Source organism: Alteribacillus sp. HJP-4, assembly GCF_042139015.1.
Classification (GTDB): Bacteria; Bacillota; Bacilli; order Bacillales; family Marinococcaceae; genus JBHIKY01.
In genome coordinates, this window is sequence record NZ_JBHIKY010000030.1 from 26,022 (window position 1) to 39,594 (window position 13,573).

Annotated in this window: 14 protein-coding genes; 1 reads left to right on the top strand and 13 read right to left on the bottom strand. The window is 43.3% G+C overall.

All coding sequences use genetic code 11. The features are described 5' to 3' along the window. Positions 1–274 precede the first annotated feature (274 nt). From ACE4RR_RS19070 to ACE4RR_RS19080, 3 genes are all read right to left on the bottom strand, one after another. A complete protein-coding gene (locus ACE4RR_RS19070) occupies positions 275–886 on the bottom strand; it encodes a nitroreductase family protein (protein WP_375537035.1) in 612 nt (203 codons plus the stop codon). A gap of 119 nt (positions 887–1,005) precedes the next feature. Further along, complete coding sequence (locus ACE4RR_RS19075; protein ID WP_375537036.1) at positions 1,006–1,815, bottom strand: CAP domain-containing protein; 810 nt, start codon at positions 1,813–1,815, stop codon at positions 1,006–1,008. A gap of 332 nt (positions 1,816–2,147) precedes the next feature. Continuing rightward, entirely contained in the window at positions 2,148–3,143 is a 996-nt protein-coding gene (locus ACE4RR_RS19080) for a hypothetical protein (protein ID WP_375537037.1), read from the bottom strand. Positions 3,144–3,338: 195 nt separating this feature from the next. Here ACE4RR_RS19080 and ACE4RR_RS19085 point away from each other — a divergent pair, with 195 nt between their 5' ends. Continuing rightward, entirely contained in the window at positions 3,339–4,922 is a 1,584-nt protein-coding gene (locus ACE4RR_RS19085) for a peptide chain release factor 3 (RefSeq protein WP_375537038.1), read from the top strand. 332 nt (positions 4,923–5,254) lie between these two features. On the opposite strand, the gene ACE4RR_RS19090 is transcribed toward ACE4RR_RS19085, so the two are convergent. The 10 genes from ACE4RR_RS19090 to ACE4RR_RS19135 form a co-directional block, all read right to left on the bottom strand. Continuing rightward, positions 5,255–5,389, bottom strand: a complete 135-nt coding sequence (locus ACE4RR_RS19090; RefSeq protein ID WP_375537039.1) for a hypothetical protein — start codon at positions 5,387–5,389, stop codon at positions 5,255–5,257. 16 nt (positions 5,390–5,405) lie between these two features. Continuing rightward, positions 5,406–5,687 carry a hypothetical protein gene (locus tag ACE4RR_RS19095; RefSeq protein ID WP_375537040.1) on the bottom strand — a complete coding sequence of 94 codons (282 nt, stop codon included), beginning with the start codon at positions 5,685–5,687 and terminating at the stop codon, positions 5,406–5,408. Between the two features lie 65 nt (positions 5,688–5,752). After that, complete coding sequence (locus ACE4RR_RS19100; protein WP_375537041.1) at positions 5,753–6,841, bottom strand: NAD(P)/FAD-dependent oxidoreductase; 1,089 nt, start codon at positions 6,839–6,841, stop codon at positions 5,753–5,755. Positions 6,842–6,866: 25 nt separating this feature from the next. Continuing rightward, the gene (locus ACE4RR_RS19105) at positions 6,867–8,300 is read right to left on the bottom strand and encodes a dihydrolipoyl dehydrogenase family protein (protein ID WP_375537042.1); all 1,434 of its coding nucleotides are present in this window, start codon (positions 8,298–8,300) and stop codon (positions 6,867–6,869) included. A gap of 4 nt (positions 8,301–8,304) precedes the next feature. After that, the gene (locus tag ACE4RR_RS19110; protein WP_375537043.1) at positions 8,305–8,892 is read right to left on the bottom strand and encodes a CDP-alcohol phosphatidyltransferase family protein; all 588 of its coding nucleotides are present in this window, start codon (positions 8,890–8,892) and stop codon (positions 8,305–8,307) included. Then, positions 8,892–9,566 (bottom strand): TVP38/TMEM64 family protein, encoded by a 675-nt coding sequence (locus tag ACE4RR_RS19115; protein WP_375537044.1) that lies wholly within the window; start codon positions 9,564–9,566, stop codon positions 8,892–8,894. Before ACE4RR_RS19115 ends, ACE4RR_RS19110 begins: the two co-directional genes overlap by 1 nt. Further along, complete coding sequence (locus ACE4RR_RS19120) at positions 9,563–10,564, bottom strand: ABC transporter ATP-binding protein (protein WP_375537045.1); 1,002 nt, start codon at positions 10,562–10,564, stop codon at positions 9,563–9,565. Before ACE4RR_RS19120 ends, ACE4RR_RS19115 begins: the two co-directional genes overlap by 4 nt. 22 nt (positions 10,565–10,586) lie before the next feature. Further along, positions 10,587–11,378, bottom strand: coding sequence for an ABC transporter permease (locus tag ACE4RR_RS19125; protein ID WP_375537046.1), 792 nt, complete (start codon positions 11,376–11,378; stop codon positions 10,587–10,589). Then, the gene (locus ACE4RR_RS19130) at positions 11,378–12,247 is read right to left on the bottom strand and encodes a carbohydrate ABC transporter permease (protein ID WP_375537047.1); all 870 of its coding nucleotides are present in this window, start codon (positions 12,245–12,247) and stop codon (positions 11,378–11,380) included. Before ACE4RR_RS19130 ends, ACE4RR_RS19125 begins: the two co-directional genes overlap by 1 nt. Next, positions 12,231–13,391, bottom strand: coding sequence for an ABC transporter substrate-binding protein (locus ACE4RR_RS19135; protein ID WP_375537048.1), 1,161 nt, complete (start codon positions 13,389–13,391; stop codon positions 12,231–12,233). The genes ACE4RR_RS19130 and ACE4RR_RS19135 overlap by 17 nt, the downstream gene beginning before the upstream one ends. Positions 13,392–13,573 lie beyond the last annotated feature (182 nt).

Consider the following 13,573-nt stretch of genomic DNA (forward strand, 5'->3'; position numbering starts at 1 on the left):
GAGCGGGTTTCTTTTATTATAATGGAGCATTATTCAGGCAGGGACGGGTGGTTCTCTGCCAAAGTGGAAACTTTCCGTTAGTGCGGGAAATCGCCACGCCTCGGTCGATATGTGGTCACAGAGCGGGATTAGCTGTCCGTTCCGTGGATAAGCCTTGCAACGTCGGGAAACCGTTCCGTTTCGGCTGCTAAAATATCGTTCACATAATAAATAACCCCCGGTACCATATCATCACAAATGGGGCCGGGGTATTCTTTAGCATACTAAAGATTGGTTAAAATGAATCCTTTATGATGACATCTTCAGCCGGAAATCTAAAGGAGGGGCGCGATTCTGCATTTCCTTTGCCGATCGAGATCAGCATGACGGGAAGATATCGGTCCGGAATGTTAAAAGATTTCTTTAATTTCTCGCGGTCGAATCCCCCCATTGGTACAGTATCATATCCCTTTTCCTTCGCGGCAAGCATAAGCTGCATAGCTGCAAGCGAGGCATTAATCAGCGCTTCATTATGAGCAAATTCTTCTCCTTCATAGGCTCCGTGAATATTTGCGACAATTTGATTTTTTATCTCTTCCGTCATGGCGCCATTTTCTAAGGATTTCTCAAACACTGTATCAGCATTCTGATTTGCTTCTTTGTCTCCTAAAATAGCTACAGTTACCGAGCTGTCTACTACCTGCTGCTGATTATATGCAATTGGTAGCAGCTCCTGCTTCTTTTCATCGGAATTTATCACGAGAAATTTCCAATGTTGCAGGTTCCAGGAGGAAGGAGCTGCTGTAGCAGCTTCAATCAGTTCGTTGAGATCTTCCTCCGGCATCGCATGCTGCTTATCATACTTGCGGATGGAATGTCTTTCTTTCATTAATTCTATTGCTGTCATCTAAAGTTCACTCTCCTGTTTACGGTTATTCCTTGAACATATTCTCACGAAGCAAACCTTGAAATCAAATAAAATGCCTGAGAAAAGCTCCCGTTCTGTTGAACGGGAGCTGGTTTACCTTATTTTGATACAAACATTTGTGTCCAATAATGACCGTAGCTTCCACCTTCAGCGTGTCCTACGCCAATATGAGTGAAATCACTTTTCATAATGTTTTCTTTATGGCCAGGAGAGTTCATCCAGCCATCTACCACTTCTTCAGGGGAGCTCTGGCCAGCTGCAATGTTTTCTCCGGCGCCTTGATATTCAATACCAAACTGCTGCATCATATCGAATGGGCTGCCGTAGTTCGGGCTGTTGTGATCGAAATAACCTGCGTCTCTCATATCTTCGGATTTAGTGCGGGCTACATCAGAAAGCTCACTGTATGATTCAAGTGGAGCGAGTCCTTCCTTTTCTCTTTCCTGGTTTGTCAATTCAATTACTTCTTGTTCAAATTGACTTTCAGAAGCTTCATCAGCTTCCTCCTGCTCTTCCGGCTGTGCTTCTGCCTGTTCTTCTTCAGCTGCTGGTTCTGCAGTTTCCTCTTCCGCAGCCGGCTCGGCAGTCTCTTCTTCTGCTGGTGCTTCCGGTTCAGCCTGGCCTTCAGCTGGCTCGGCAGCTTCTTCTTCTGCTGGTGCTTCTTCCCCTTCAGCCGCATCTGCATCTTCTTCAGGGATCTCTATATGTTCACCTGGCAAAAGAGCAAATAATTCTTTGAGCTCAGGGTTTTCATCAAGAAGTCCAGTCAAAGACGTTCCACATATTTCAGAGATCTCAGAGAGAGTATCTCCAGCCTGAACCTTGTACGTATCCTGCTCTGCGCTCTGCCCTAATACAGTAGTTGGGAAGGCGAGCAAAAATACTAATGTTAAAAATAATTTTTTCATGATAACACCTCCGACGCCTATTATGGCATAGATTTGCTTAAGCGTAAGGGGGTGTTGGGAATACTATCCACCTTTTGATATTTATTTCTTTCACACTAATGTACTGAATATTTCATTTAATTTCTAAGTAACCACAAGAGAATAGTTATATAGGAGTGTTAATTAGGCACTAATGCTCACTTAATAACTGTGTCAACCTACCTATAGTCACTTCTTTTATCATCAAACTGTAAAATAAACGACACTACATTGATAGATAAATAGATAATATCCCGCCAGCAGCGGGATATGGTGATCTTCTCTATATTTAACTACCCTTTACCATTATCGTTCTACATCTGCTCAGTAACCTTCAATTCTCTAATGCTTTGCAGTGACTTATACATTTCCACTTCGAGTTTAAACAGCTGCCTGCGGATCGCATTCCATTCTTCCGAAGAAACCTCAAGATGCTGGAGCTTTTCCAACAGATCATTTATTTCCCCTTCAGATATCTGCTGCCCTGTTTCTAGCCTTTGAAAACCATTGTTGATCTCATCCTCAAGCTGTTGTGAAGTATCATCCCAGGAATAATATAAATAGGTAATATCCATATATTCAAATAGTATTGCAGTAGCAAATTTCACTGTTTCCTTTTCCCCAATAATAGAAATATCGGTAGCATGCATAACAATTTCTAACTCTTTCCCATCCACTTTTCCCTGCAGAATCGTCATTTTCTTTGGCATATCTCTATTAAAAATATTCTCCTGAACCCAGATCAGCCACTGAAACGGAATACGAAGATAAATAGGGACGTTTTTTTTCTGTAAATGAATGTGACGATTCTCAAGAGTTGAAGTCAGCTTCTCCAGTGCCTGGTCATATTCACCTTTTTTCACCATAATGGCGATATGTTCAAACGATTTTAGTTGGAGAATCTGCGGAATCTTTAAGGAGGGTACGATTACTACGAGCATAATTACCAATGGACCGACTATCGCAGTGTATACATAACCCATTATCAACTGACGGTACCATGCATTTTCTTGATTTTCGATATAAAGTGTAATCCCTCCGCATATTAGTGGAATGATAAGTATTAGTGCAAATGCCACAGCCAAGATGATCGCTTCATTTTCAGGTACGAATGGGATAATTTCTGCTGCGAATTCGGGTATTGCCACCGCAAAAAGCATAAAAACCCAGTATACAGACAAAAATCCGACTAACGTTATTTTAGAATCGTCCTTTGACGGTATTCTCCCAAAAAAAGAAGCAGTAGCCATTGTAAACAATTTACTTAGTGTTTTAGATGATACGATCAGAAGCAATCGAAAAATCGGCATTGTTCTCCCCCCTCTTTTTTTCTTGTTACCCTTCCTGCCAGCTTTCAACCATATATTAGAGCTATTAAGCGTTTTATTTGTGATATACAGGGGAATTATTGAGAGGATATGGGTTTTTCATACTATTATTGTGTATGCTGCTCATTTCAGATATGATGAAATGGTTGAAAATGTTTGTATAGAAAGGAAATAATGATGAGTCAGTTTAGGAAAGAAATAGGTTCCCGTAAAACCTTTGCAATAATTTCTCACCCCGATGCCGGAAAAACAACCTTAACAGAAAAATTATTATATTTTGGAGGAGCGATACGTGAAGCCGGTACAGTAAAGGGTAAAAAGAACACGAAACACGCCACCAGTGACTGGATGGAAATTGAAAAACAGCGCGGTATTTCTGTTACAAGTTCAGTGATGGAATTTCATTATAAAGACCATCAAATTAATATATTGGATACTCCCGGTCACGAAGACTTCAGCGAAGATACGTACCGGACCTTAACAGCAGCTGATTCTGCTACAATGCTTATCGATGCTGCAAAAGGCGTCGAAGCTCAGACAAAAAAACTGTTTAAAGTGTGCAGCATGCGCGGCATCCCAATTTTTACCTTTATTAATAAACTCGATAGACAGGGCCGTGATCCATTCGAGTTAATGGAAGAAATGGAAAACCTTCTCGGGATCCGATCATACCCTATGAACTGGCCGATTGGAATGGGGCAGGATTTCTACGGAATCTATGACCGGCATACAAAACAGATTGAGCTGTACAATGGTGACAATCCTTCACACGTAGAGGTAAAACGAGTGAGCGGCACCGACGATCCGATCCTCGACGAATTAATTGATCCTGCTTTACTCGAACAATTTCGGGAAGAGATGGAACTGCTCGATGTAGCTGGGGATCAATATGATGAGGAAAAAATTAAATCCGGGCAGCTTACTCCTGTGTTCTTCGGAAGTGCTATTTCGAATTTCGGCGTTCAAAATTTCCTTGAACATTTTCTTAATTTGGCCCCGGCTCCTGTAGGACGCAAGAGTGATAAAGGTTTTATTGAACCGGAGGATAAACGGTTTTCGGGTTTTGTATTTAAAATTCAGGCTAATATGAATCCGAAGCACCGAGATAGAATTGCCTTTTTACGAATCACTTCAGGCAAGTATACACGCGGAATGAGTGTAAACCATGCAAGAATGGAAAAAACCATCAAGCTCGCCCAGCCTACTCAATTTTTAGCACAGGACAGAAGCATTGTGGAAGAAGCGTATGCCGGGGACATTATTGGTTTGTTTGATCCTGGCACCTTCCGGATTGGTGATACGCTCGCTGAAAACGACAATTTTCAATTTGCGGAAATGCCGCACTTTTCTCCAGAACATTTTGCGGCTATTTCGGTAAAGGATGCTATGAAGCATAAATCATTTGAAAAAGGTATGAACCAGCTGACGGAGGAAGGCGCGATTCAATTATTCCACACCTATAACCGGTATCCCGAGCAGCAGATTGTAGGTGTCGTCGGCGTCCTTCAGTTTGAGGTTCTTGAACATCGGCTCCTTCACGAATACAAAGCAGAAATCCGGCTCGAACGACTGCCATTTTCGATCGCCCGCTGGGTCGACGGAAAAAGTGAGGAGCTGGAGCTCTTTAAAAAACGGCAAAAGAACCTGGCCTTAGATCGAGATAACCGCATTGTAGCTTTGTTTGATAACGAATTTCAAATGAACATGACAAAAGATAAGTATCCTGACCTCTCTTTTTACGAAAACTCCTATATGAAGTGAAGAAGGTCTTCTTAAAGAAAAACTCGGCTGGAGCTTACACCAGGTCCAAATGTCGAAAGCCGGCCCATTTTTAGCCGGCTCTTCCGGACACTGGTTCCTCTATTTGCTTCAATCAGCACTTTTTTTTAAACTTGCCGAGATCTTTATCAGCCGAAAAGAATACAAAATTCACTGGTATTTAGGTAAACAGCGTCCCCCATGTCCGCCAACCTTAAAAAATGAGCACATTTTAATTAAATAACGGAACGCATGTCCTTAGCCTGCCCACGGGACGAGGTTATTGCAGAGACCCGGATAAAAAGCAGCACACTCTTAATGGAGCGTGCTGCTTTTTATCCTTCCTCAGGTCCTGTTGTCAGATCACTGATACGCGTGCTGCCAAACAAAAGCAGAGCAATCAGAATAGCCCACACAAAACCGGCACCAATATTGTTGTCATAAAAGAAGCCATTATTATTCTCTTTCATCACGTGCACCTCTTCTTCACATACGGTTACGGATTGCTTCTAAAATATCATCTACTGTCATATCGCCGTTTTCTTTTAAAAACTTTGACATTTTATCTGCTTTCGAAGACCTGCTTAGAAACTCTCCGACGAGTCTAACATTGACAGCGGGGTCGCTTCTGTATACCTCTACAGAGTCTACCTTCAGCTTGCCGGTCAACAGCAGTACGGCTGCGATAATATCTAAGTTTCCGCCTTTAAATAAGTCATCAATAGTATAGGGGGGCAGTTTTTGCTGATTATTTCTATTGTTGTACATTCTTCCTGCACCCCCTTCTTTACCATATGTGACCTAAAGAAAGAAAGTGCTATTCTTCTACATACTCAGGGAAATTGCCTTATAAATCTTTTATCAATCTTATTTTTCAGACGCCATGCCCATTTATTAAGAGAATACTTATTCCCTCGTAAAAGCAGGCCTTGTTTTCCACCGACATTTAAAATTGCCATATAACGTTTCTGCGGTTTAAAGGATTTTAATTTGGATTTGCCTTTTAACGTGCGTATTAAATTCTCCTCAAGAACCTCCGCTTCTTTAACTGCATAAACACCATTCTTCGGCAGTTCTTCCAATCCGTTAATAGTCACGCAGTCACCACTGCCGTAGATCGAAGGATTTCCCAATGAGTGAAGAGTGTCTGTTACTTCCATATATCCATTCCTGTCCGTTGGAAGGTTACCGAATTGAAACAGCGGCGGAGCTGATGAACCGGTCACCCATAGAAGCTCTCCGTATGGAAGCTTCAGTTCTTCAGCATATACAATACTTTCGTCAACACGTTGTACCGATTTATGTTCATAAAGGAGAATTCCTCTTTCATCAAGGAGAGCCCTGATTTTTTCTTGTACTTCCGGCTTATCTTCTGCGAGCACTGATCCGGCACAGACAAGTGCAACCGGTGTTTTCTTGTGGTGCTTCTGCCTCCATTCCTGCAGGGCAAATGCAATTTCTACTCCACTGTGGCCGCCTCCGACAATCACAGGATATTCCGTTTCTCTCAATTTTTCTGCCGTGCTGGTGAAATGAAGATTAGGCTTTATAAACAGAGCATGCTCTTTTACCCCTGGAATAAAATCATTGGCAGGCGCGGAGCCAATATTTACTGCCGCAACATCAGCTTTATACGATTTTCCTGATTGGGTAAGGATAAGATTACGCTGATGATCAATCGAAGTTACTTTTTCCTGGATAAACCTGCCCCCATTTTTCTTACAGAATTCCTTCACATCAATTCTAATATCCTGCAGGGTATAACGTCCTTCAATATATCCGGAGAACATACCTGAATAATAATGATAGCGGGATGGAGCAAACAGTGTCCAAGATACATTTTTAGGCAGTCGTTTTTTCCAATTTTTCAATACTGTCAGGTTCGTATGACCTGCTCCAACAAAAATCACTTCCTGGCTCATTGTACATACCTCCAATTTAATAGCATTACCGGAACCATTTCACATAATGGCGCAGCAAAGCTGCCAGTGGACTTTTAAAAAGCGTCTCCCTCCAATACTGATCCGATGCATGTTTGATCATTTCTCCATGGGAAGGATAAGGATAAACCACGTTCGAAAAAGATCGGAGTGGCTTTTTCCACGCTTTCGCTGTAACCACTTCATGCATCCAATCCACTGCATTCTTTCCAGCTGCATGGGCTCCAATAATACGGCCGTTTTTTAATGTAATAAATTTCGCCAACGCTTCCTGGTCTCTTTCCGCTGTAAAACGGTCGTTGTCATCCGCATTTACCTTATATACCCGGAAGTCTTTCCCATACTTTTCCCTTGCTTCCTGCTCCGTTAAACCAAGATGAAACAATTCAGGATCCGTATAGAATGCCCAGGGGAGACTGGCATAGGAAATTTTTCTTTTAAGACCGAAAACTGCGTTTGATATAACAAGCTGCCCCTCCTGCCCTGCTGCGTGGGTAAAGGGATAAGAGCCGGTCACATCTCCTGCTGCGAAAATATGCGGCTGTGAGGTCTGAAGCGTTGCTTTCACCTTCAGGCTTCCATCTTCGTTCATCTCAACTCCTGCGAGTTCAAGCTGCAGCTCCTTTGTATTAGGTGATCGTCCCGCAGCAATAAGGACAGCATCTGATTCTAAGGATAGAGTGTGTTTGCCTGTTGTTTTAATGAATTTTTTTTCTGTTGTCAGATTGGTTTCTACACCTATTACCCTGGTCTCGTGAAAAATAGTCATTTCCTTTTCTAGCCGGCGCTGGACGATGCCGGCAATGTCTTTATCTTCTCCTGGAAAAAGACAAGCCGTGGAATTTATCAACGTTATTTCTGCTCCCAGGCGGCTCAGCGCCTGAGCAAGCTCGACTCCCACCGGTCCAGCACCGGCACAGACAATTCTTTTCGGCAGCTTCTCCAAATCAAACACGGACTCATTGGTAAAATACTTTATCTGATTTAATCCTTCAATCGGCGGAATGGAAGGCCTCGAGCCAGTCGCGATCACGAACCGTTTTCCTTTCAGTCTCGTACCGTCAGAAAGCTCGATAATCTGTTTATCAACGAACACCGCTTTTTTTAAATAAACATCAATTCCCAGTTTTTTAAATCGCTGCACATCATCGTGTTTCTGTACCTCTGCAATTGCTTGCTTCACTCTTTGGGCTGCTTTATGAAATTGAACTTCTCCTGCGATCTTTAACCCAAACGCCTCTGCGGTAGTTCTGGTATTATGCAGCTCTTTACCAATTGTAATTAGTGCTTTCGATGGGACACATCCATAATGGAGACAGTCTCCGCCGAGAGTTGGTTTTTTTTCAATTAATGCAGTGGAGGCGCCAAATTGAGCTGCACCTGAAGCAGCGGTCAAGCCACCTGATCCGCCTCCTATAACGATAATATCGTATTCTTTCATTCGACTATGTCCCCTTCAGAATTTTCTTGGCTTCGAACATGCGCTGTATGCCTGTAAATGTTTCTACAGCAAAAAAAAGCAGGGTGAAAAACAACAGCATAGCAGGAAACATTATCATGAACGAAAAGAGGATAAATCCTTCTGTCCTTTCTGCCAGCCCAGCTTGATAGTAAAAGGATTTCATATCGCTTTTATCTGATACATTTCCAACTGTTAAAAAGACGGTTATTGAAAATATAATCGACACACTCAACAGCAGCAGAGCCCACATAGTATCCGGGAAACGAAATGCAAGCCCTAAAATAACACTTATCTCTACGATTCGGTCAAAGGTAACATCCATAACTGTACCAAAAGCAGAAGTTTTCGTTTTTCTAGCCATTGACCCATCCACTGCATCTAGAAAGCCTGACAGCCAGAGTAATACGACAGCTGCAGCTGGCAGATCATAAAATATGAGCGGTCCGCATGCTGCACCGATAATAAATGAAATGCCCGTTACCTGATTGGCTGTGAGTCCAATTCGCAGTAAGCCATCTGCCGTTTTTCCTATCAGTGGCTGAACGTATTTTCTCGCATGGGTATCAAGCATTAATCATCTTCCTTTTCCACTTTTGTCTGTTCTATAACCTCTTTCCCGGCTTTCAGCTTACGGAGGAGGTATGCAAGAATCGCAATTGCTGCAAATACTGCAGCGGCAGTCATAAGCTGAGTTGCGTCGCCATCTATGAGGCCTGCCCCAAGCAGGCTGTAGGCTGCAGAGCCTGGAATAATGCCAATGAGGGTAGCTGCCATAAATGCACGAAATCGCACTTTTGAAATTCCACATACGTAGCTGACAAGATCAAAATTCAAAACAGGTATCAGTCGCAGCAATAGCGTATATAGAAACCCGTTTCCTTCCAGTTGTTCCTGTAAACCTCTGGCTTTTCCCTTCCAAACAGCAGATGAAAGGTTCTTACCAAGTTTTCTAGCTGTAAGAAAGGACAAGCACGCTCCTGCAGCAGCTCCCGCAATAATATAAACAACCCCTGGAAAGGCACCGAAGGCAAGCCCCCCTCCCAGCGACATGATTGAGGCAGGAAATAAAGTGAATGGACGGATGGTATATAAAATAATAAAGAAAATAGGGGCAAACCAGCCAGCTGATTCTACCCCCTGTTGGATATCATTTGCATTATAATTCAATACTACTGTGTTGAGCCAAAGCAAAGCGCATAGAATTACAAGAAGAAGAGCCGGGCCCTTCCACCTTACCTTCTTCATAAGCTCCGCTCCTCTCTTGTATTGCTTGTATCAAATACTATCATTTGTTTAGTATCAGCGGAAAGCAGGACCTCATCCCCTGTCCTCAAATTTCCTTCTCCAGGAAGGATTAGCATTTGATCAACAGAAGGAAGGTAGTAATGGAAGAAAGTAAGACCATGAGCTGAGGTCTGCCTGCGTATCACTGCTTTGTATTCATGTTCCTTTAAGGACATGTCCTCAGTACTCCGAAGCATTTGTAATCGAAATGCTGAAGCCGGCATATAGGAATGGTTTTTTAGAAAAATACCATCCCCTAAAAATGAAGCAGTTAAATGATGTACTGGTTTTTGATACAGTTCGGACAGTAACCCTTTTTGAATAATCTTCTTTTCTCCAAGAATAGCGAGGCTGTCCCCCATCACCATCGCTTCATTTTTATCATGAGTGACAAAAATGGCTGTGGTCCCTTCATTTTTTAATAGCTCGCGTACCCATTCCTGCATCGAACGGCGGAGCTCTTCGTCCAGACTCACAAAAGGCTCGTCAAGCAGCAGCAGCTGTGGTCTAAGTATTAACGCTCTTGCCAGAGCCACCCTCTGCTGCTGACCTCCGGAGCACTGTCCTGGGTATTTATCGGCATAAGACAGGAGATCCACTTTTTCAAGAATTGCCTTTCCCTCAAGTTCACGCTGTTTTTTAGGAATTCGTCGGACACGCAGCCCATAGGTTACATTCTGAAGCACTGTTAAATGAGGAAACAAAAGAGGGCGTTGGAAAATCATAACCACCGGCCGTTTTTCAGCCTTAACCACCTGCATCGATTTCCCATCAATCCTGAGACTGCCTGCAGAAATCGGGGTAAAGCCTGCAATACTGCGAAGGAGCGTGCTTTTCCCTGTTCCTGAACGTCCTGCTAAACTGAGAATTTCCCCTCTTTCTGCAGAGAAAGTTATATTTTCTAGAATGACGTTATCTCCAAACGATATTGTCATATCTTTCACTTCTAAAAAGCTCATCTCATCTACCTTTCCATCCTCGTTACGCACGATTCATTTTGGGCTTACTGCCCCGCAGCAGAATCTCCAATGTCAGCATGAGCAAAGCAGGAAGCAGCGCAAATAAAAGAGAAAAAGCACTGACTGCCGAGGCATTGGCACTACTTGTATATGGAAAATAAATAAGCGCCAGTGCAGGAACAGCCCCTCCACCAATAATGACGGTCAAGACATACTGACTGACAGAAATGACCACTGTCAGAAAGATAGCGGCTCGTAAACTGGGCAGAAGCCTCGGCCACTGGAGGTACCAGAAATTCTGAAGCGCTCCTCCCCCCAAAGTTCGTCCCTGTTCTTCTGTTCTTACTCCAATCCGTTCAAACCCAGACCGGAGAACGCGGATAGTATACGGGAGCGTCGGGATTAAGTGCACCAGTGTCACCCCATACCACGTATCAGCAAGCCCCATTCGGATCATCGACAAATGCAGCCCCATCGATATCGCAGTGACAGGGATGAGAATAGGGAGAAAAAATAACGTATCAATTATCGTTTTCCCTTTAAATTCGCAGGAAGCTAATGCTTTGGCAGCAGGAAGGGCGATCAGTAAATTTAATACAACCACAATGAGTGTTAATAAGAAAGTAAGCAGAAAGGAGTGTTGAAGAGCGGGATCGCTCAATGCTGTCTTCCACCCGCTCACACCAAATTTTTGAGGGTAAATGCTTCCCCAATTCCATTCAATAGAGAAGCTTTGCAGGATGAGAAGAAATAATGGACCGGCAAATAACAGGAGTAATAAAGAGTATATAAAAGGAAAACGATAGTTAAACATTAAGACTCCCCTCCCAGCCATAATCTTCTTCTCCACTTTCTTATTTTTAGAAGACATAGAGCGGCAAGGGCAAGAATTCCAGTTGTATACAATACCATTACCGCCATTGCCTGCGGGCGTTCTTCCCAATTGCCGCTGAAAAACCATTCATACGCCGTTACAGCCCCCATCTGTGGGGAGGACGCCCCTATTAAATAAGGCACTTCAAAGGCCCCAAGCACGAAAGCAAATATTATAATAGACGTCTCCACTACTGTAGGCTTGAGCTGCGGCCATTCTACATCCTTGAATTGATGCAGGCGGCTTCCACCAAGTGCAGCCGAAACATCCTTTAACTTGTCATCCATTTCAAAATAAACAGGCAGCAGCATTAAGATAACAAAAGGTATCTCTTTCCAAATGTAGCTGATTAGAATACCAATCCCGTGCCGGTCATTCGTCAATATCGGGAAACCGGACGGATCCTTAACCCATCCGAAGAAAGCAGCCACACTTGAAATCATACCGCTTTGTGAAAATATAAGCAGTACAAGATAAGCAGCCACAAAATGCGGAAATATCATGGGAATCCACGCCATTACCCTGCTGTTATTATTCAGAAGCTGCCCGTACAAAAGTTTTGTAAATAATAATCCGAGCGGCACAGAAATCAATACTGAAACCCCGGCGATGTATGCACTAAAGCCTGACGATCGCCAAAACTGCTTATTTTTGAATATGTCTTTATATGCCTCCACTGTCCAGCCAATTCCGTCGGGCGGCTTGAGGCTCTGTAGCACAGCCTGTATGAGCGCGTACGCCACAAGCCCAAAAAGTATCAGCAGAGCAGGGGCGAGCATAATAAAAAGGTTCTTATTGTAATACTTCATCCTCCCATTTCTCCTCTATCCAACGTACATATGCAGCATCCATTTCCGGAAGGTACACTTCATTTAATCGTTCCTGATCAAGTACAGTTCTGCCCCGGTTTATGTTAAGTATCGCTTCTTGTTCCTCTTTGTCGAGCTTGTCAAAATCAAGGACGGAGCTCTCTCCCCACATCTCCGGCTTTAGTTTTTGTGCCTGTGCCTCCGGTGATAATAAAAAGTTGATTACGGCGAGTGCCCCAGGTGCATTTGTTGTATTGTAAGGAATGGATAGAAAATGAGTATTACCGATCGAGCCATCATCAAGTACAAAGGTGCCGGTCGACTCCGGAAAAGTGCCGTCACGGATCAAGCTTTCTGCTCTTGCTTCATTATAGCCCATACTCATCCAGACCTCTCCTCTGCTGAACAGCCGGTCCAATTCAGCAAGCGATGCTGGATATGTTTCCCCTTCTCTCCATAAGCTGCTTTCCCATTCCTCTAAATTGTCCCACATCGCCTCCGTCCTACCTTCTGCCCATTGCTCATCAAAACCCCGTTCTAATATATCCTCTACGGAGGCATGCTCGTAGATCAAATGGCGAAGAAAAGCGTTTCCAGTAAAGTCATTTGGTTCAGGATACGTAAACTTCCCTGGATTTTCTTTTGTCCACTCTATTAATTGAGCAAGCGTTTCCGGAGGCTCCTCTATTTTCGCCTTATCATATATATAAGTGAATTGCACTTTTCCCCACGGGGCTTCCAATCCTTCTGTCTCTGTCCCGAAATCATAAGTGTTTTCAGGAGCACTTCTGTCAATATATTTATTATAATTGGGAAGTTTTTCTGCAAAGGAACCGTACAGAAGCTCATTTTCTTTTGCATTTCTAAAGTTTTCTGCATTCACCCAGAGAATATCCATCGTTCCATCCTGTTTTCCCGCCTGCTTTTCTGTTAAAAGACGCTGCAGACTGTCTTCTGTATCAATTGGGACCCGCTCAATGGTTAAATCCAGTTTTTTTTCTGCTTCCGGAATGGCCCACTCGTCAAAGTATGTATTGATTCCTTCATCACCGCCCCACATAAAGAGCCTTACTTCCGTTCCGGCGGCCGCGCCTTCAATTTCACTCCAATCCTGCGATAGCCAATCTCTGTCCTCTTTCTCCACCGCATTATCAGAGCAGGCAGTAAGAAAAAAGACTACCCCCGCGCATATTAATAGATAGACTAACCTAAATTAACGAGACACTATAAAACACCTTCGGAATGGTACACTTAAACAAAGTACTAATTCGGAGGTGTTTTTGCATGGGCAAAAACGTATATTCAAATGAAGTGAAGTGGGCAGTC